The organism is Binatus sp. (SeqCode), from assembly GCF_036522015.1.
GTDB lineage: Bacteria > Desulfobacterota > Binatia > Binatales > Binataceae > Binatus.
The window spans coordinates 1-17,421 of the sequence record NZ_DATDGQ010000336.1 but is presented as its reverse complement, the minus strand read 5'-3'; the positions used below and the strand labels follow the sequence as shown (position 1 = coordinate 17,421).

Here is a 17,421-nt window from a genome sequence, read left to right as displayed (position 1 = left end):
ATGCGGTGCCCATCGCCGTGAACGCGTAGTCCCGGATGAGGGAACGGCGGCTCGCGGGCGGCACGAAATCCATGTCGCCAATCTCCGCGTCGTCTTGCTCGGCCTCTGCCGTCTCCAGCGCGGTCTCGGGAAAATCCTGGTCGTAGGCTTTCTCGGCGGCCGCGATTCTCTCGAGCTCTGCGAGCGTGCGTGGAATGCCATCGATCACCGCGACGATATCTTCGTTCGCCGACATCTCGGCGTTCGCTTCGTCGCGCTGAGCGGAAACACTCGCACCCAAGTCTGCCATGCTGAGTTCGCCGGTCGCCCCGCTCTCGCCTGCCGTGCCGAGATACCCGGTCGCCTTTCCCTGACCCTCATGCTCGACCGCGGCCGAAACCTCGACCTCTTGAACGTTGGACCCCGTTACGGTCTCGCCCCTGGTTTTCGCGCCAGCCTCACTTCTCTTGCGCTTGAAACGCATGAGCGCTTCTTCCAGCGTCAAGATGGTGTCGGTTGGCTTGGCGCCTCCATTCTTGCCCATCGCAGCACCGCCTCCGTGTTAATTAGACCCTTCCGAAGTTAATCGAAGCGCCCTGATTACAGATAGCAGGGAATTGCGTCTAGGCCAACCATGGATCGCACCATTGCTAACAGGAGCGGTCAGGCTCTGTTGAAATTGTCTAACTATCGTTAGATAGCTTCGCTCACCGCGTCTTCGCGCTGCGTCGGCTTCGGCCGCGCCGACAGCGCGGTGTAGTGGCGCAGCGTTTCGCCGATGTAGATCTGGCGCGGCCGCGCGATCTTCTGTTCCGAGTCGCGCACCATCTCGGCCCATTGCGCCATCCATCCTGAGGTCCGCGGTATCGCGAACAGCACCGGGAACATCGTCATCGGGAAGCCCATCGCCTGGTAGATAATCCCCGAATAAAAATCCACGTTGGGATACAGTTTGTGCGAGATGAAGTAGTCGTCCTGCAGCGCGATTCGCTCGAGCTCCAGCGCGATATCGATCAGCGGGTTGCGGCCCGTCACCTCGAACACCTGCGTCGCCATCTCCTTGAGAATTTTCGCGCGCGGATCGTAGTTCTTGTAGACCCGATGCCCGAAACCCATCAGCCGCCGCTCGCCCTCTTTCACCTTCCTGATCATCGCCGGAATATTCGCCACCGATCCGACTTCCATCAGCATCCGGATTGCAGCTTCGTTCGCGCCGCCGTGCAGCGGTCCGTAGAGCGCCGCGATCGCCGCCGCCGCGCACGCGTACGGATCAGGCTGCGAGCTGCCCACCGCGCGCATCGCATTGGCCGAGCAGTTCTGCTCGTGATCGGCGTGCAGGATGAACAGCACGTCAAGCGCGCGCTCGAGAATTGGGTTCGGCTTGTACTTGAGCTCGGTCATTTTGAACAGCATCGAGAGCACGTTGCCGGTGTAGCTGAGCTCGTTGTCGGGATAGACGTAGGGCAGTCCCTTGGTATGCCGGTAGGCGAAAGCCGCCAGCGTCGGCATCTTGCCGATCAGCCGGCGCGTCTGCAGCCGGCGCGATTCGAGGTCGTGAATATCGTTCGCGTCGGGATAGAACGTCGAGAGCGCACCAACCGTCCCGAGCAGCATTCCCATCGGATGCGCGTCGTAGCGGTAGCCCTCCATGAACTTCTTGATATTCTCGTGCACCATCGTGTGAATCTTGATGTTGTTCTCCCAGCGCTCGTAATGCGCGCGATCAGGCAACTCCCCCTTGACGATCAGGTACGCAACCTCGAGGTAGTTACTCTTTTCAGCCAGCTCCTCGATCGGATACCCGCGATACCGCAGGATTCCCTTGTCTCCATCGATGTAGGTAATCCGGCTGCGACACGACGCCGTGTTAGTGAACGCCGGATCGTACGACATCAGCCCAAAATCGTCTTTGCCAACTTTGATCTGCCGCAAATCCGCCGCCCGAATCACCTCCCCTTCCTCGATCGGCAGCTCATATTTCTTCCCGGTCCGATTGTCAGTAACGCTCAACGTATTATTTGCCATGAGGTTCCCTCGACTTGTACATGACGTTCGCGTTCAACATATATGCAGTATGCGTCATTTGCCATTTCATGTCCAAGCCGGTCCCATACTTTTTTCAACCGGTTGTCGTCTCGCAACCGGCGTCGCGCCGTGCCACTCTGTGCGCTTGCGCTCGATGATAAGCGCGTGTCGAAATAATGCTCGATAAACTAATCAGCGGGCTGTCTGCCTTCATCGTCGCGACGATTTCTGCGCTTGGGTATGGCGGGGTTGTGCTGATGATGGCGATCGAAAGCGCGTGCATCCCGCTGCCGTCGGAAATCATCATGCCGTTCTCGGGGTACCTGGTTGCGACGGGGCGCTTCGGGCTGCAGATGGTTGCGATTGCCGGAGCCGTTGGGTGCCTGCTTGGGTCGTATGTTGCGTATTTCGTGGGATCGTGGGGCGGGCGGCCGTTTATCGAGCGCTATGGCCGCTACGTCCTGATCGCGGAGCACGAACTCGAAACCGCCGACCGCTTTTTCGCGCGCTGGGGTTCGCACACCGTCTTCTGGAGCCGCATGCTGCCGGTGGTCCGCACCTTCATCGCATTTCCCGCGGGCGTATCGCGGATGAAGCTCCTGCCGTTCACCATCTACACGCTGCTCGGATCATATGTATGGTGTCTCGCGCTCGCGTACGGCGGGATGAAACTCGGACAGCACTGGAAGGACCTCGCGCCGTACTTTCATCGCTTCGACGCATTGATCGCCATACTGTTGATAGTCGGCGGCGCCGGCCTTATCTATAATCGGGTGAAGGGAATGACGTCCGCATCGAGCTCGGTGGAACCTAACCCCTAACCCCTTCCCGAGCGGGAAGGGGAACAAGACTAAAGCATTGGCAGCGCGAAGCGAGAAGCGATGACGACCAAAGAAATGCCTGACCCGTCCGAGCTCGAGGAAATTTTCGCCAGCATCGATCCGACGCCGGTTCGGATGGCGCATGACTACCTGAACGAAGCGGGCATTGTGTCGTTCGTCTTCGATGCTGCGTCGTCGCGAATGCTCGGCACGACGGCCGGCGTTCCCGTGCGCCTGATGGTTCATCGCGACGCCGTCAAGGACGCGCGCGATCGCCTGAACGATCTGGGCTTCACGGACAAGTAGTCGAGGAGATCATTCGATGACTGACGGCGCCAATCACGGCATCCGCTTTGGACGAATCGCCGCCATGCTGCCAGTTAAGGACATCGCGCGGGCCTGCGATTTCTATACGAAGATTCTCGGCTTCACCAAGGTTTTCGAGAACGGCGACCCCGTCGGCTTTATGATCCTGAAAAAGGATCAGGCTGAGTTGCACCTGACACTACAGCCGAATCACAATGCCGCACCTTTCAACGTCGCGCACATGATGGTGGACGACGTGGACGCGCTCCACGCAATCTGCGAGAGGCACGGGCTGCGTATCATCAAGAGCCTTCAGAATAAGGACTACGGTCTGAGAGCGTTTGTGTTCGAGGATCCCGACGGCAACCGCATCGACGTCGGCCAGCCGATCTGAATTGGCAGCTGCTTCTGAGGCGCGCGGCTACATCGAAAATTGATACGCGCCGATGTCGCAGGCATCGGTCGGGCGAGTCACTCCACGCTGATCGGTAGGCAGGCATTGCGGTCCCGCGCCGGTGCTGTCGTTGGCGCCGGGGGCACCGGCTCCTATCGCGGGACTACCCATCAGCAAAGCTTGCGTCCCGGTAGCGCCGGGCGAGTTGAGTTCGAGCGGGCCAAGCATCGCATCTTCGCCGATAATATTGGTCGCAGTATCGCCGCTGGTGACGCATCCATTGTAATCGATCAGATTGTGCCCTTGTGAATTCAAGTTGCCGCCGCAGTCATTCTGGTCCCCATAGAATGCAGAGTTGCCCGCGATAATCGTGTTGGCGATCGCCGCACTACAACCCAAACTGAAGAGGCCTCCGCCTTTCCCGATGCCGGTACTTGCGGAATTGTTGGCGATCGTCACGTTGTTGAGAACCAGGGTGCCGATGCAATTTATTCCGCCGCCCATCGGCTCACCACCGGTAGCCTGATTTCCGATGATAGTGCTGTTGGCGATAGCGATCTCGCCGCTGAAGATCTCTACTCCACCACCGTTTCCGCCAATCGAAGAATTTCCGCTGATCGTACTGGTGATGATGTTGCTGGAACCGCCGTTGATTGCTAACCCGCCGCCGAACGCATTCGTGATGTTATCGCTGATGGTGGTGTTATCGATGTGGAGTTGCGGAGTTCCCTTGGGCGGATGGTTGCTCACCTCGAAATCGATTCCTCCACCCGAACCAGTCGCCTTGTTATTTGTCACGATACAGTTCGAGACGGCGAGGGTTCCGTCGTGAACTGCGATTCCGCTGGCGGAGCCGTTCTGAATAGTCACACCGGTTAACAACACGGCGGCTTGTGAGATGGAGACGACCGTCCCCTTGGCGCCGCCGTCGATGATTGTTGAACCGGGTCCGGCGCCATTGATCGAGACCGAGATTTTCTCGCCTTTCTTCGAATTCTTTCCGATGCGAATGTTCTCGACATAGGTTCCGGCAACGATGTCGATCGAGTCGCCCGAGTGTGCGTGCTTCAACGCTGCGGCGATGGTCTTGAAGCAGTTCCTGCCGCCACTCGGATTAACGCATATGCTCCGAGCCGGGCGGGCATCGGCGAAAGACGGGCATACAGGGATGGCCACAACCGCGACTAGACAAGCGGTCAACTTAGCGAGCATCCCCCGATTTTTCATGAGACAGAACCATATTGCGGAATCATCGCGATCGCCAGCAGCCCCCACAGCATCACCTCTGTACGCCACACGTTTCCTCAACTATCTTGAAGCCGAAACGCGCAGGCACGGTCCGCGCGAATTCTACGCGCCGAGGTTATTGCGATGCCATACGCAGAAGGTCGAATCTTCAACGACGCCGACAGCCACATCATGGAGACCCGCGACTGGCTGATTTCCCACGCCGACGCTGACATCCGCGAGAAGCTGCGTCCGCTTGCGATCGGATCGGGCGGCAGGATGGTCGATAAGGCGATTGCGCATGCGAACGATCGTGTTAGCGATCCGGCTGCCGTCGCCGACGCGGAGAAGAACTTGATGCTGCGCAAGGGATGGGAAGCGCTCGGCGCTTTCGATCCCAATGAGCGCAGGCGCGCGCTCGATCTGCTCGGCTTCAGCTCGCAGTTGGTCTTTACGACTTTCGCGATCACGCATTTTTGGGGCGAATTCGACCAGGTCCGCTCGACGCCGGAGGTCCTGTATGGCGGCGCGCGCGCGCACAATCGCGCCATCGCCGACTTTTGCCGAGGTGACAAGCGGCTGCTCGCGGTTGGCTTCGTGCCGCTCGACATACCCGAGCTCGCTGAAAAGGAAATCGACGAGGCGGTTCGGCTGGGATGCGCCGCGATTCACATCCCGTCGCTGCCACCGGCGAAAAAATCTCCGACTCATCCAGACTTCAACGGCGTGTGGGCCCGCCTGCAGGACGCCGACGTGCCGTTCCTGCTGCACGTTGGCGGCGGCGGCCGCGCGATCCCCCGCGCATTTCACAACAACGATCGCCCGGTGACCGACTTCCTCGGCGGCGGCGAGAATATCCGCTCGAAGGATTTCATGGCGATCCATATGATGCCGGAAATTTTTCTCTCGACGATGGTCCTCGACGGCATCTTCGAGCAGTTCCCGCGGCTGCGCGGCGGATGTATCGAGCAGGGCGCGATGTGGATCGTGCCGTGGCTGCGTCGCCTCGACATCTCGCAGGCGACGTTCGTGAAATCGGAGAAATATCTGAGCCTGCCGTTGAAGGCGTCCGATTACGTGCGGCGCAACCTGCGCTTCACGCCGTATCCGCACGAGCCCGTCGGATGGATCGTCGAGCAGGCCGGCCCCGAGCTGTGCATGTTCTCGTCGGACTACCCGCACATCGAGGGCGGGCGCAATCCGCTCAAGCGCTTCGAGTTGTCAACGCCGAATCTGTCGGAGGTCGCGCGCGAGAGATTTTACGCCACGAACTATGCGGACATGATGGGCTCGCGCGCCGCCTGATCGACGCGATGGCTCTGCAGTGGTGGCAGCGCGCCGTCTTCTACCAGATCTATCCGCGCTCGTTTGCCGATTCTAACGGCGACGGCATCGGCGATCTCGACGGCGTCACCGCGCATCTCGACTACGTGGAGTCGCTCGGCATCGACGCCATCTGGCTGAACCCGATCAACCCGTCGCAGCTCGACGATTGGGGTTACGACGTCAGCGACTACTGCGGGATTCATCCGGATCTCGGCGATCTCGCGGCGTTCGATCGTCTCCTGGCGGAGGCGCATCGCCGCGAGATCCGCGTGATCGTCGATCTCGTCCCGAATCACACCTCGAATCAGCATCCGTGGTTCATCGAGTCGCGCGCGTCGCGCACCAATCCCAAGCGCGACTGGTACATCTGGGTTCCCGGTTCGCCCGAGCGCGCACCCAACAACTGGGTCAGCAATTTCGGCGGTCCGGCGTGGCAGTACGATGCGGACACGCAGGCGTGGTACCTGCATACGTTCCTCGTGCAGCAGCCCGATTTGAATTTTCGAAACCCCGAAGTGGTCGAGGCGATGCACGGCGTCATCCGCTTCTGGCTCGAGCGCGGCGCGGACGGTTATCGCATCGACGTGGTCGCGAACATGATCAAGGACGCGCAACTGCGTGACAATCCGCTTCGCACGGAGCCCAATCCCGACATTCCATCGCGCAGGCCGGGCGAGCTGAATCCTCTCTACAGCACGGATCAGCCCGAGGTTCACGACATCATCCGCGGATTTCGCCGCGTCTCTGACAGCTACGAGAATCGGATCCTCGTCGGCGAGACGTGGCCGCGCGAGCAGGAACGGCTGGCCGACTATCTGCGGCCCGACGAACTACAGCTCGCATTCAACTTCCGTTTTCTGCTCGCGCGCTATGAAGCGAGCCGGTTTCGCGCCGCGATCGAGCTGACTGAGAAATCTTTCGGCGCCGGCGCGTGGCCAACCTGGACGCTGTCGAATCACGATTTCTCGCGTCACATCTCGCGCTATTCCCGCGATGGCGACGGAGACGCGCGTGCTCGCGTCGCGGCCGTGATGTTGCTGACGCTGCGCGGCTCGCCCTTCATTTACTACGGCGAAGAGATCGGGATGCGCGATGCGGCAATCCCGGCCGGTAGCAAACGCGATCCGGTTGGACGCGACGGCTGCCGCTCGCCGATGCAATGGTCCGACGCGCGTAACGGCGGTTTCTCGACGAGCGACAAAACCTGGCTGCCATGCGGAGACTTCAAGACCGTAAACGTCGCGCGCCAGTTGAACGATCCGCATTCGATGCTCGCGCTGCATCGGCGGCTCATCCAACTCCGCAAATCGACGCCGGCGCTGGTCGAGGGCAGCTATCGCGAATTCGATCGCGCGCCCGAAGATTGTCTCGTGTTCCACCGCGACACGCCCGCGCAGCACATTGTGGTCGCGCTGAATTTCACCGCCGAGCCGCGCGAGATCGCCTTGCCCGAAGGGAAAATCCTGCTGAGCACAGTTTCCCGCAGCGCGAATTTAACGAAATCGCCGCTGACGCTCGCGCCGAATGAAGCGGTCATCATGATACTCGATGCGTGACAGGTGGGGACATTTCAGCAATTAAGGTCCTCCACCCGCCGCTCTGAGAAGAGCGGCGGCCTCCCCCCACGAAGGGGGAGGCGAAGATCACCGCCTTTGCATCGATATAAACTCGCGCAAAAGGCGGTAGTGTCTCAGTCCAAACTCACGACTGCCTCGCCAATGATTCTCATGTGCCACAAGTAAAACTTTCTCGCTGTCCGGAACAGTTGGGCGGCTTTTTCGCCGCAGATAAAAGAGATCGCGACCCGTCGCGTCTCACCAGGCGACATCGATCGGCCCTCAAGAAGTAACCGACAGTCCCAACCTCTGGAACTGTCTTTATCGACCATGCACGGGCAACCAAACCATTCCGTCGGAGTAGGGCCTCTCAGGCCACCTTGGTTAGTTGGGTAAAGGGTTACATCGGCGATCAAGTTGGGTTTGAGATTGCCGCTTCCCATTGGTCCACGATACCAGACCGCATATCAAACTGAGACTCCACCCAAAAAGCTGTCCTCAGCATATTGCGCTTCACTGGGTGCAGGGGTCACCCCTGCCCCGTTTGCGCGCGGGCAGCGCGGTTCATAACATGCGGCCATGCATAAGCCGCGATTTCTCGATCAATTGGCAATCGAACTTGGCGACGCCGAGGCCTTTACTGTCGCCTTCGCCCGTGGACGCCGCGCGTTTCAACCTCAACATGTCGAGGCAAAATGGGCGCGCGACCGCGCCGCCAACATCAGTCACGTCAAGCTCGAAGTCGCGCTCGACTTCGAGCAGAAGAGAATCTCCGGCACCGCGACGCATCGACTGTCCGCGATCACCGGCCCGCTCGATCGCCTTGAATTCGACGCCACCGAACTCGAGATCAAGGCGGTCCGGGTCGGCGGCGAACCCGCGACCTTCGAGACCTCCGACGACAAGCTGAGGATCGCGCTGCCGCGCGCGCTCGGCGCCGGCGAAGAAATCGAAGTCGCGATCGACTACGCGAGTCAGCCGCGCCGTGGACTCTATTTTGTCGGCCCCGACGCCGGCTATCCGAACAAGCCGCGTCAGGCCTGGACGCAAGGCGAGGACGAGGATTCGCGTTACTGGTTTCCATGCTACGACTATCCGAACAGCCGGCCCACCAGCGAAATAATCGCGACCGTGCCGGAGAAGTTCACCGCGGTTTCCAACGGCGCGCTGATAGGAACCTCGACCAATACCGCGGATAAGACCCGCACCTTTCATTGGCGTCATGAGGTGCCGCACTCGACCTATCTGATCACGCTGGCGGCCGGTGAGTTCGCGCTGATCGGCGAGCGCGCGGGCAACACTCCGGTCACCTACTACGTTGCGCCGGGGCGCGAAGACGACGCGCGCCGCGCGTTTGGCAACACGCCGAAGATGATCCAGTTCTTCGAGCGCGTGATCGGCGTGCCTTATCCTTACGCGAAGTACGCACAGGTGGCGGTCAGCGATTTTATTTTCGGCGGGATGGAAAACACCTCGGCGACGACGCAGACCGACAGCACGCTGCACGACGCGCGCGCGCATCTCGATTTCAAGAGCGATCCGCTGGTGGCGCACGAGCTCGCGCATCAATGGTGGGGCGACTTGCTGACCTGCCGCGATTGGGCGCACGCGTGGCTGAACGAGGGCTTCGCGACCTACTTCGAGGCGCTCTGGTGCGAGGAAAATCTCGGGGCCGACGAGTTCGCGTGGAATGTGCGGCAGGATCGCGAGGCCTATCTCGACGAGGACGCCAATCATTACCGCAGGCCGATCGTGTGCAACCGGTACCGCAATCCGATCGATTTGTTCGATCGCCATCTCTACGAGAAAGGCAGCCTGGTCCTGCACATGCTGCGGCGGGTGACCGGCGACGATCTGTTTTACAAATCGCTGAACCTTTATTGCACGCGGCATCGCGGCGCCAACGTGATCACGCAGGACCTGCAGCGCGCGTTTGAGGATACTACCGGCCGCAATCTTGATTTTTTCTTCGACCAGTGGGTGTACAAGGAAGGGCATCCCGAAATCGAAGTTTCCAGTTCCTTCGACGACAAGAAAAAACTGCTCAGCGTCACCGTCAAGCAGACCCACAAGACCGGCGATGCGATCGCCTCGGCGTTCACTTTTCCCGTGACTATCGCGCTGATGGACGCCGACGGTCATGAGACGCGTCATCGCGTGGAAATAAATGAGCGCGAACAGGGCTTCACCTTTGCCGTCGAGAAGGCGCCCAAGGCGGTGCGCTTCGATCCCGAACACGACATCCTGAAAACGCTCAAGCACAAACGCGGACGCGAGGCACTCGAAGCCGCGCTGCGGCACGCTCCCGAAGCGATCGGCCGCGCCAATGCGGCGCGCGAGCTCGGCAACGAAGGCAGCCCGCAGGCCACCGCCTCACTGCGCGACGCGATGCTCACCGACAAATTCTGGGGCGTGCAAGCCGACGCAGCGACCGCGCTCGGTGCGATTCGCACGACCGCCGCGCTCGACGCGCTGCTCGAAGGACTGAAGCTGCCGCATCCGAAGACGCGGCGCTCGGTCGCGCGCGCGCTCGGAAATTTCCGCGGCGACGCGCGCGCGGCGTCCGCGCTGGCCGGCGTGGTCGCGGCCGGCGACGAAAGTTACTTCGTCGAGGCCGAAGCGGTTTTATCGCTCGGCAAAACGCGCGACGAGCGCGCGTTCGCGCATCTAACCGAGGCGCTCAAGCGCGATTCGTATCTCGACGTGATACGAACGCACGCGATTGCCGGGATGGCCGAGCTGCGCGACGAGCGCGCGATCGACGTTGCCCGCGAATACGCGGCATACGGCAGGCCGCCGCGTGCACGCGTGGCCGCGGTCGGAGCGCTGGCGCGATTTGCCGCGCTCAAGGATAACCGGCGCATCGAGATTCTCGATTACATCGCGCCGCTGGTCGACGATCACGAGTTCATGATGCGGATGCGGCTACCGTCAGCGCTGGCCGAGGTCGGCGATCCGCGCGCGCTACCCGCGCTGCACCGGCTGGCCGATCGCGACCTCGACGGCCGCATCCAGCGCCATGCCAACGACGCGATCACGTCGATCAGCGAGGGCCGTACCCGCGTCGAAGAAGGCCAGCGGCTGCGCGAAGATCTGGACAAACTGCGCGACGACAACAAAAAGCTGCAGGAGCGGCTCGAAAAGGTCGAGGCACTCGCCCGCGACAAGCCGGCGTAAACGGGTGCATCCTAGATGAAATGTAATCATACGACCAGTTATTGTAGCTGATGGTCGTCTTAGCTTCCTGTTGTCACCATTGTAGTAATTACTCGCTATTCTTACCGCTTAAGTGTGTTGTAACAAGCGACCCCATATGATACTTGACCGGTGAATACACTGTCCGAGCGTTTGCTTCGAGGATTGGGGAGGTCTGAGATGAAGCGCATCGTAATTTCGCTGGTGCTTTTTGTGGCGGCAAGCCTGGTCACTTTGGCGTCGCCAGTCCTTGCCGAAGAAGGCACGCCGCTAAGCCAGCCCCTTCAAGGCTACTACACCTACGGACAACTGCAGGGCCTCACAACCGAAGAGGCGATTCGCGGGGCCGTGGCCGCGACGACGATTCCGATGGGGATCTACTCAGTTACTGCGAGCCGCGACAGCAACACGTATCAAGGCGTGGTGGTGGGCCGTAGCCCGTTCTTCCACGGGGCCAGGACGACAACTATCCCTACCTTCATTGTTCCGGTGAAAATAAAAACCTCCGATGGACACGTGTTCGATCCATCGGTGACCGACTCCACCTGCCTGAGCGGCAAGGAACCGCTGACGGTGTTTCAAAATTCGCCGTTGTTTCAACCGGTCGCCTTCACGATGAATGGCGTGGGTGTCGGGACAACCCAATACGCTGACGCTTTCGAGCGCGCGGAATTTTGGCAGAACGTCTCCGTCACCGGGAATCGGTTCCATACGAAGCTTAGCAGTCCGCCCACGACACTGGCTGAGCAAACTCTAACCTTGACGTCTGGTCAGGGCGACGATTTTGCGACCGGGTGTTCAGGCCATCTCGGCATCATGGACTTCTCGACATTTGATAGCTTCGTTCAAGGCACCATCGTCCCGTTGGTTAGCTCGAACGGCGGAGGTCCCACCAGCTTCCCCATCATCCTTCTCTATAACGTGGTTATGGCCAGTCCGTTCGAATCTGCGGACCCTACCCAAAACTGCTGCATCCTCGGCTATCACAACGTGTTTTCAAACCCGGTCCAGACCTACGGAGTGATGGATTTCGACAGCACTGAGGGCACGTTCAACGGCACTTCAGACATTTCCCCGTCGAGCCATGAGATCAACGAATGGGTGAACGATCCGCTCGGCAACAATCCGACTCCCGCCTGGGGAAATATCGGCCAGGTGACTGGTTGCCAGAACAACTTCGAAGTTGGCGACCCGTTGAGCGGGACGCTTTTCCCAGCCGTGACGCTCAGCAGCTTCACCTACCACATGCAGGAACTCGCATTCTTCTCCTGGTTCTATGGGCATCCTTCGATCGGCACCGGCACCAGCGATTTTTCCAATAACGACACGTTCACGTCAGATGCAGGCTCGATATGTTTTTAGGACTTCAAGCTGTCCGACGGGTAGCTCGCTGGATGGAGTCATCAATGCATAAACGCAGCTTGCGGAGCATTAGCTTTGCGATAATCCTGATATTGCTCACGACCGCCGCCGCACGCGCGACGGACATCGTGTCGCTCGTTACCAGCCTTGGCGGCTTGAGCGCCAACGACACGATCGCGTGGTCGCAGTTGGGCGCTGACGCGGCCACCCTGACCGCCAATCCGGCTTTCACTTCCACCCACGGACTCACAGGATCCGTTACGTTGAATGGCCCGAACAGCCTCGTCGCAGTGGTATGCCCCGAGACGTTGTGCAGTTGGAACGTGGAGGGCACTACGGGATTCGCTGCAGGCAATAGCCTGATCTGGACGGCGGATACGGGCAACAGCGGCAACGGTCCGCTAACGGTGAACTTCACATCGAAGAACGTGGCTGGTGCGGGCGCGTTCATCCAGGCCGACGGTCCCACTCAGTTCACGGCGAATATCGAGGCGTTTAACGGCGTCACCTCGCTCGGATCGTTCCCTCTGGCGAGTGATCCCGGCGGTGACGCCACTTTCATCGGCGTCCTCGACAGCACTGCCGCCAATATCAGCAAGGTGACTTTCAGTATCACAAGTTGCACCGGCGACTGCAGCGACTTTGCGATCGATACGGTTTCGTTGAACGCCCCGAGCGGTGCGACTCCCACTGCAACTGCGACCGCAACCGCGACCGTAACAGCGACTCCGACGAAGAGTGCGACCGCGACCGCGACTGCCAGTGGTACTCCTACAGTTTCGGCGACCGCGACCAGGACCGCGACGCCAACGGCAACTGCGACCGCGACTGGAGCAACTGCAACCGCGACCCCGACTGCGACCGCAACTCGCACCGCGACGGCAACGGCCACTTCAACTGCGACTCCGACAGCGACGCCGACGCCGAGTGGCCCGATCCTCAACATCACGCCGCCAAACCACGATTTCGGCACTGTGAAAGTGCATAGCAAGCCAAAAAAGCAAACGTTTACTCTCACCAACGAGGCTACTAGTGGACCGTCCATTACCTTTCAGAATCCGTTGGCGACGGTGAGCAATTTCCCGACCTTCGCGTTCCCGAAAAAGAAGGGCACGACCTGCCATCAGACTCTTCCGCCGATGGGGCATTGCACGCTCACGCTCCAGTTTGCCCCGAAGTCGAAAGGACTGCAGACCGGCTCGGTAACAGTCTTCGACAATGCGGGAAACGCTGACCAAATGATCCCGCTAAGCGGGACCGGGCAATAGGGCTGTCCCGGTAGTGATGCGCGAATCTCCAAAAAAGTGGCGGGCCGTTAGGCCCGCTGCTTTTTATTGGTCGGCGCCCGTATGATACATGACCGGTGATTCACTGTTCGAGGGCGTCTGCTTCGAGGATTGGTGAGATCCGGAAGGAACAATGATTAATCAAACGTGGCTGCTTTGGGGGGACAAGGTTGAGGTCGAGATATAGGGGGACGCTGGCCTTTATAGCGCTGCTATCGCTGCCGTCTGTGGCATGGAGCGCCAACAACAATCCACTCCTTGTCGGAGGTCCCAACGACCTGCCGAGCCGGCCGGAGGGGCCCGCGGACTTCGCTACGTCGCCGCCCGGCGCGCATCTCACTTACTACGGCGGCCGCGTCGTCTCGAACATGAAGGTCGTCCAGGTACTGTGGGGGACCGGCGGTGCAGGCACTGGCGACGGCGAATTCCTGGCAGGGGTCGTCAACACTTCCACGCCAAGTATGGCGACCTTTTACCAACAGGTGTTGAACAGCGCCTATGTTGACTGGCTGACAGAATACAACACCGACATCCTGGACTTCGGCGGCAACCCCGGTACGAATCAAACCATCGGCCGCGGCACATTCGTAGAACAGGTCGCCATTACGCCCGCGAACACCTCGACCTCGCTCACCGACGCCGACATCAAAACAGAGCTGGTGAAGCAGATTAAAGCCGGCCATCTACCGCTTCCCACGGCGGACGGGGCCGGCAACAACAACACTTACTACGCGATCTTTTTCCCGCACGGGATACGCATCAGCCAGGGCGGAACGACTTCATGCATGCCGGGCGGCTTCTGCGCCTACCACGGCACAATCGTCGCCGGCGCTCCAGTCGGCGAAATCTACTACGGCGTGCATCCCGACATGCAGGCCGGGTCGGGATGCCAAAACGGATGCGGCGATGATCCGACGCCCTTCAACAACTACACGTCGGTCGCCTCGCACGAAATGGCCGAGACAATCACGGACTGCGAAGTCTCGATAGCTCCACTCAACGGGCCGCCGCTCGGCTGGTACGACGACGTCAACGGCGAGATCGGCGATATCTGTAACGCACAGCAGGGGAGCATCGTTGGTGCGGACAATCAGACGTACACTGTGCAGAAGCTATTTTCGAACGTCGCCAACGACTGCATCGTTACGCCCTCGGTTATGGGTGCTGGCCCGAACCTGAATATCACGCCGACGATGAAGGATTTCGGCACCGTGAAAGTACTTAAGCTACAAAAGCAAACGTTTGTTCTCACCAATGAGGACAGTAGTCAGACCATCACGTTCAGCAAGCCGCTGGCAATTGTAACCAATTCCCCGATTTTCAAGTTCCCCAAGAAGGGCGCCACCACCTGCCATCAGACGCTACCGCCGAAAGGACAGTGCAATCTCACGCTGGAGTTTATCCCGAAGCATCGGGGGACGCCTGAGTCCGGCACGGTAACAGTCTTCGACGATGCAGGAAACGCGGACCAGACAATCCCGCTAAGCGGGACTGGGAAATAGAGCTGACCCGGTAGTCACGCGAATCTCGAAATGAAAAGCGGCGGGCCGTCAGGCCCGCCGCTTTTGTTTTGGTCGGCGCGCAATGGTGTGCTTACGCGTCGTAATAGAGCGCGAATTCGTACGGATGGGGCCGCAACCGAATCGCGCTGACTTCGTTCGCCATCTTGTATTCAATCCACGTCTCGATCAGGTCCTCGGTGAACACGTCGCCCTTCAGCAGGAACTCGTGATCCTTCTTGAGGTTGCCCAGTGACTCCTCGAGCGACGCGGGCATGCTCGGCACTTCGGCCAGCTCGGCCGGCGTCAGCGCATAGATGTCCTTGTCGAGCGGCTGGCCCGGGTCGAGCCGGCGCTGGATTCCGTCGATTCCCGCCATCAGCATCGCGGAGAATGCGAGGTACGGATTGCAGGTCGGGTCGGGGAAGCGCACTTCGATTCGCTTGGCCTTGGGCGACGGCGAGTACATCGGGATTCGCACCGACGCCGAGCGGTTACGCGACGAGTACGCGAGGTTAATCGGCGCCTCGAACCCCGGCACCAGCCGGCGGTAGGAGTTCGTCCCCGGATTGGTGAACGCCGCAATAGTCGGCGCGTGATGCAGGATGCCCGCGATGTAGTGCATCGCAGTCTCCGACATCCCGGCGTAGCCGTTGCCCGCGAACAGCGGCGTGTCGCCCTTCCAGATGCTCTGATGGGTGTGCATGCCGGTGCCGTTGTCGCCGAAAATCGGCTTGGGCATGAAGGTCGCCGTCATCCCATGGCGCACCGCGACGTTCTTGACGATGTACTTGTACCAGGTCAGCCAATCGGCCATCTTGGTCAGCGTCTGAAAGCGCATGTCGATTTCAGCCTGGCCCGCGGTCGCGACTTCGTGATGCTGTTTCTCGACGCGGATGCCGACCCGCTCCATCTCGAGCACCATCTCGGTGCGGATGTCCTGCAGGGTGTCCACCGGCGGCACCGGGAAGTAGCCGGCTTTGTTCTTGACCTTGAAGCCGAGGTTCGCGCCGTCCTTGACCGCGCCCTCACGCCCGCTGTTCCAGTTACCTTCGTTGGAATCGATGTAGTAGTAGCTCGAATTCTGCGTGGTGTCGTAGCGCAGCGAGTCGAAGATAAAAAACTCCGGCTCGGGCCCGAAGTACGCCGAGTCGCCGATGCCGGTGGTTTTCAGGTACGCCTCGGCCTTGCGCGAGATGTTGCGCGGGTCGCGGGTGTAGTCGGCGCGGGTGATCGGATCGGAGATGTTCGCGATGATGCTCAGCGTTGGATCCTTGGTGAAAGGATCCATCACCGCGGTATCGGGGTCGGGAATCACCAGCATGTCGCTGTTGTCGATCGCCTGCCATCCGCGAATCGAGGAGCCGTCGAAGCCCAGCCCTTCATCGAAGGGAGCTTCATCCTTGAACTCGGAAATCGGGGCAGTGAAATGCTGCCACGTCCCGAGCAGATCGATGAATTTCACATCGACCATGACCACGCCCTTTTCCTTGATCATTGCCAATACTTGTTTTGGCGTCATCGAACCCGTAACCCTCCTGGCCGCTTAACGGGGCGGCATATTTGTACCTGTTGGTTGATCGATTTCTGAATCATTTTTTCTGTCACGAACGCTCCGATAACGCAACGCTCATTCAATGGGCATCTGACGCAAATTCAAGCAGCATCGCCGGCCAGACGACCCGCGCCTCCGAAAAGGATCAAGTGCATTGTGCAACTATTTCTCCCCAGTTAACCCACCAACTTGATTACAGCAAAATAAATGCCGAGCATGATCAGTCCCATCGGCACGCCGATCTTCGCCCACGCCGCGCTTCCGATTCTGAGCGCGCCCGCGCTCACGATGTTCGGGATGTTGCCCGGTATCAGCATCCCGCCCGAAACCAGCAGCGACAGAATCGCTTCGCGCGCGCGCGGCAGCGTCATGCTGTGGACCTCGAGCGCGACCAGCGTCGCATTGTCGAGCGCGGCCGACACCGTATTGACCCAAAACAAAAGATCGTTGCTCATCTTGCTGACGTATTCGTTCGCAATCGGGCCATAGGCGCTGCTGATCATCACCAGCCCCGCAATAAATGCGAAGACTTTGCCCGCCTGGAAAAAAATCGCGCCGTAGGTCTGACTCACGTGCGCATCTGCGGATGCCTCGTCGTATTCGCCGCGCGCAAACGCGCCCGCCACGATCGAACTCACGATCACACCCGGAAACACCCACGGCGCCAGCAAATGAAACAGCCCCATGAATTCCAGATCGAGCGCCCGCGCCGCAAGCGTCGAGAGCGGCTCGCCGAGCGGCGTCAGCGACGCGCCCATGCCGACCGCGAAGCATCCCGCGACGGTCACGCGCACTCGCCTGTCGCCCGCGAGATGAAGCAGGCCAATCACCTCGACCAGCACCAGCGCGCCGACGATCGCCGTGATGATGCTGGAGATGGACGCGATCAC

General features: G+C 60.1%; 14 protein-coding genes. 9 read left to right on the top strand and 5 right to left on the bottom strand.

The annotated features are described in order from the left end of the window. A partial coding sequence (locus tag VIW95_RS14240; RefSeq protein WP_331587661.1) for a hypothetical protein occupies window positions 1–523 on the bottom strand: 523 nt, incomplete at its 3' end. Window positions 524–672: 149 nt separating this feature from the next. Then, a complete protein-coding gene (locus tag VIW95_RS14235; RefSeq protein WP_331587659.1) occupies window positions 673–2,004 on the bottom strand; it encodes a citrate synthase in 1,332 nt (443 codons plus the stop codon). 176 nt (window positions 2,005–2,180) lie between these two features. Between VIW95_RS14235 and VIW95_RS14230 the strand changes: the two genes are divergently transcribed. The 3 genes from VIW95_RS14230 to VIW95_RS14220 are packed head-to-tail and all read left to right on the top strand — an operon-like array spanning window position 2,181 to window position 3,525. Next, entirely contained in the window at window positions 2,181–2,825 is a 645-nt protein-coding gene (locus VIW95_RS14230) for a DedA family protein (RefSeq protein ID WP_331587657.1), read from the top strand. A 60-nt stretch (window positions 2,826–2,885) separates the two neighbouring features. Then, window positions 2,886–3,131 (top strand): DUF2007 domain-containing protein, encoded by a 246-nt coding sequence (locus tag VIW95_RS14225; RefSeq protein WP_331587655.1) that lies wholly within the window; start codon window positions 2,886–2,888, stop codon window positions 3,129–3,131. 16 nt (window positions 3,132–3,147) lie between these two features. After that, complete coding sequence (locus tag VIW95_RS14220; protein ID WP_331587653.1) at window positions 3,148–3,525, top strand: VOC family protein; 378 nt, start codon at window positions 3,148–3,150, stop codon at window positions 3,523–3,525. Window positions 3,526–3,552: 27 nt separating this feature from the next. On the opposite strand, the gene VIW95_RS14215 is transcribed toward VIW95_RS14220, so the two are convergent. Beyond that, on the bottom strand, window positions 3,553–4,596 hold the full coding sequence (locus VIW95_RS14215; protein WP_331587651.1) for a choice-of-anchor Q domain-containing protein: 1,044 nt from the start codon (window positions 4,594–4,596) through the stop codon (window positions 3,553–3,555). Between the two features lie 300 nt (window positions 4,597–4,896). On the opposite strand from VIW95_RS14215, the gene VIW95_RS14210 reads away from it, so the two are divergent. The 6 genes from VIW95_RS14210 to VIW95_RS14185 all read left to right on the top strand — a co-directional run bounded on the left by VIW95_RS14210 (window position 4,897) and on the right by VIW95_RS14185 (window position 14,979). Then, on the top strand, window positions 4,897–6,057 hold the full coding sequence (locus VIW95_RS14210) for an amidohydrolase family protein (protein WP_331587649.1): 1,161 nt from the start codon (window positions 4,897–4,899) through the stop codon (window positions 6,055–6,057). 8 nt (window positions 6,058–6,065) lie between these two features. Beyond that, entirely contained in the window at window positions 6,066–7,634 is a 1,569-nt protein-coding gene (locus tag VIW95_RS14205; RefSeq protein ID WP_331587647.1) for an alpha-amylase family glycosyl hydrolase, read from the top strand. A gap of 579 nt (window positions 7,635–8,213) precedes the next feature. Continuing rightward, window positions 8,214–10,811, top strand: a complete 2,598-nt coding sequence (locus VIW95_RS14200) for a DUF3458 domain-containing protein (protein ID WP_331587645.1) — start codon at window positions 8,214–8,216, stop codon at window positions 10,809–10,811. 198 nt (window positions 10,812–11,009) lie between these two features. Then, on the top strand, window positions 11,010–12,191 hold the full coding sequence (locus tag VIW95_RS14195; RefSeq protein WP_331587643.1) for a hypothetical protein: 1,182 nt from the start codon (window positions 11,010–11,012) through the stop codon (window positions 12,189–12,191). A gap of 44 nt (window positions 12,192–12,235) precedes the next feature. Then, window positions 12,236–13,459 carry a choice-of-anchor D domain-containing protein gene (locus VIW95_RS14190; protein ID WP_331587641.1) on the top strand — a complete coding sequence of 408 codons (1,224 nt, stop codon included), beginning with the start codon at window positions 12,236–12,238 and terminating at the stop codon, window positions 13,457–13,459. A 245-nt stretch (window positions 13,460–13,704) separates the two neighbouring features. Beyond that, a complete protein-coding gene (locus VIW95_RS14185; RefSeq protein ID WP_331587639.1) occupies window positions 13,705–14,979 on the top strand; it encodes a hypothetical protein in 1,275 nt (424 codons plus the stop codon). 91 nt (window positions 14,980–15,070) lie between these two features. Here VIW95_RS14185 and glnA read toward each other — a convergent pair whose 3' ends face one another. Both glnA and VIW95_RS14175 read right to left on the bottom strand, forming a co-directional pair. Then, window positions 15,071–16,498, bottom strand: a complete 1,428-nt coding sequence (gene glnA, locus VIW95_RS14180; protein WP_349259328.1) for a type I glutamate--ammonia ligase — start codon at window positions 16,496–16,498, stop codon at window positions 15,071–15,073. Between the two features lie 209 nt (window positions 16,499–16,707). Continuing rightward, window positions 16,708–17,421: DUF1646 family protein (locus VIW95_RS14175; RefSeq protein ID WP_331587635.1), on the bottom strand; the 714-nt coding region annotated here is incomplete at its 5' end.

What these genes read in the sequence shown, in the direction of transcription:
- VIW95_RS14235 (WP_331587659.1), bottom strand. Translation starts at nt 2,004, where the DNA reads ATGGCAAATAATACGTTGAGCGTTACTGACAATCGGACCGGGAAGAAA.
- VIW95_RS14230 (WP_331587657.1), top strand. Translation starts at nt 2,181, where the DNA reads ATGCTCGATAAACTAATCAGCGGGCTGTCTGCCTTCATCGTCGCGACG.
- VIW95_RS14225 (WP_331587655.1), top strand. Translation starts at nt 2,886, where the DNA reads ATGACGACCAAAGAAATGCCTGACCCGTCCGAGCTCGAGGAAATTTTC.
- VIW95_RS14220 (WP_331587653.1), top strand. Translation starts at nt 3,148, where the DNA reads ATGACTGACGGCGCCAATCACGGCATCCGCTTTGGACGAATCGCCGCC.
- VIW95_RS14210 (WP_331587649.1), top strand. Translation starts at nt 4,897, where the DNA reads ATGCCATACGCAGAAGGTCGAATCTTCAACGACGCCGACAGCCACATC.
- VIW95_RS14205 (WP_331587647.1), top strand. Translation starts at nt 6,066, where the DNA reads ATGGCTCTGCAGTGGTGGCAGCGCGCCGTCTTCTACCAGATCTATCCG.
- VIW95_RS14200 (WP_331587645.1), top strand. Translation starts at nt 8,214, where the DNA reads ATGCATAAGCCGCGATTTCTCGATCAATTGGCAATCGAACTTGGCGAC.
- VIW95_RS14195 (WP_331587643.1), top strand. Translation starts at nt 11,010, where the DNA reads ATGAAGCGCATCGTAATTTCGCTGGTGCTTTTTGTGGCGGCAAGCCTG.
- VIW95_RS14190 (WP_331587641.1), top strand. Translation starts at nt 12,236, where the DNA reads ATGCATAAACGCAGCTTGCGGAGCATTAGCTTTGCGATAATCCTGATA.
- glnA (WP_349259328.1), bottom strand. Translation starts at nt 16,498, where the DNA reads ATGACGCCAAAACAAGTATTGGCAATGATCAAGGAAAAGGGCGTGGTC.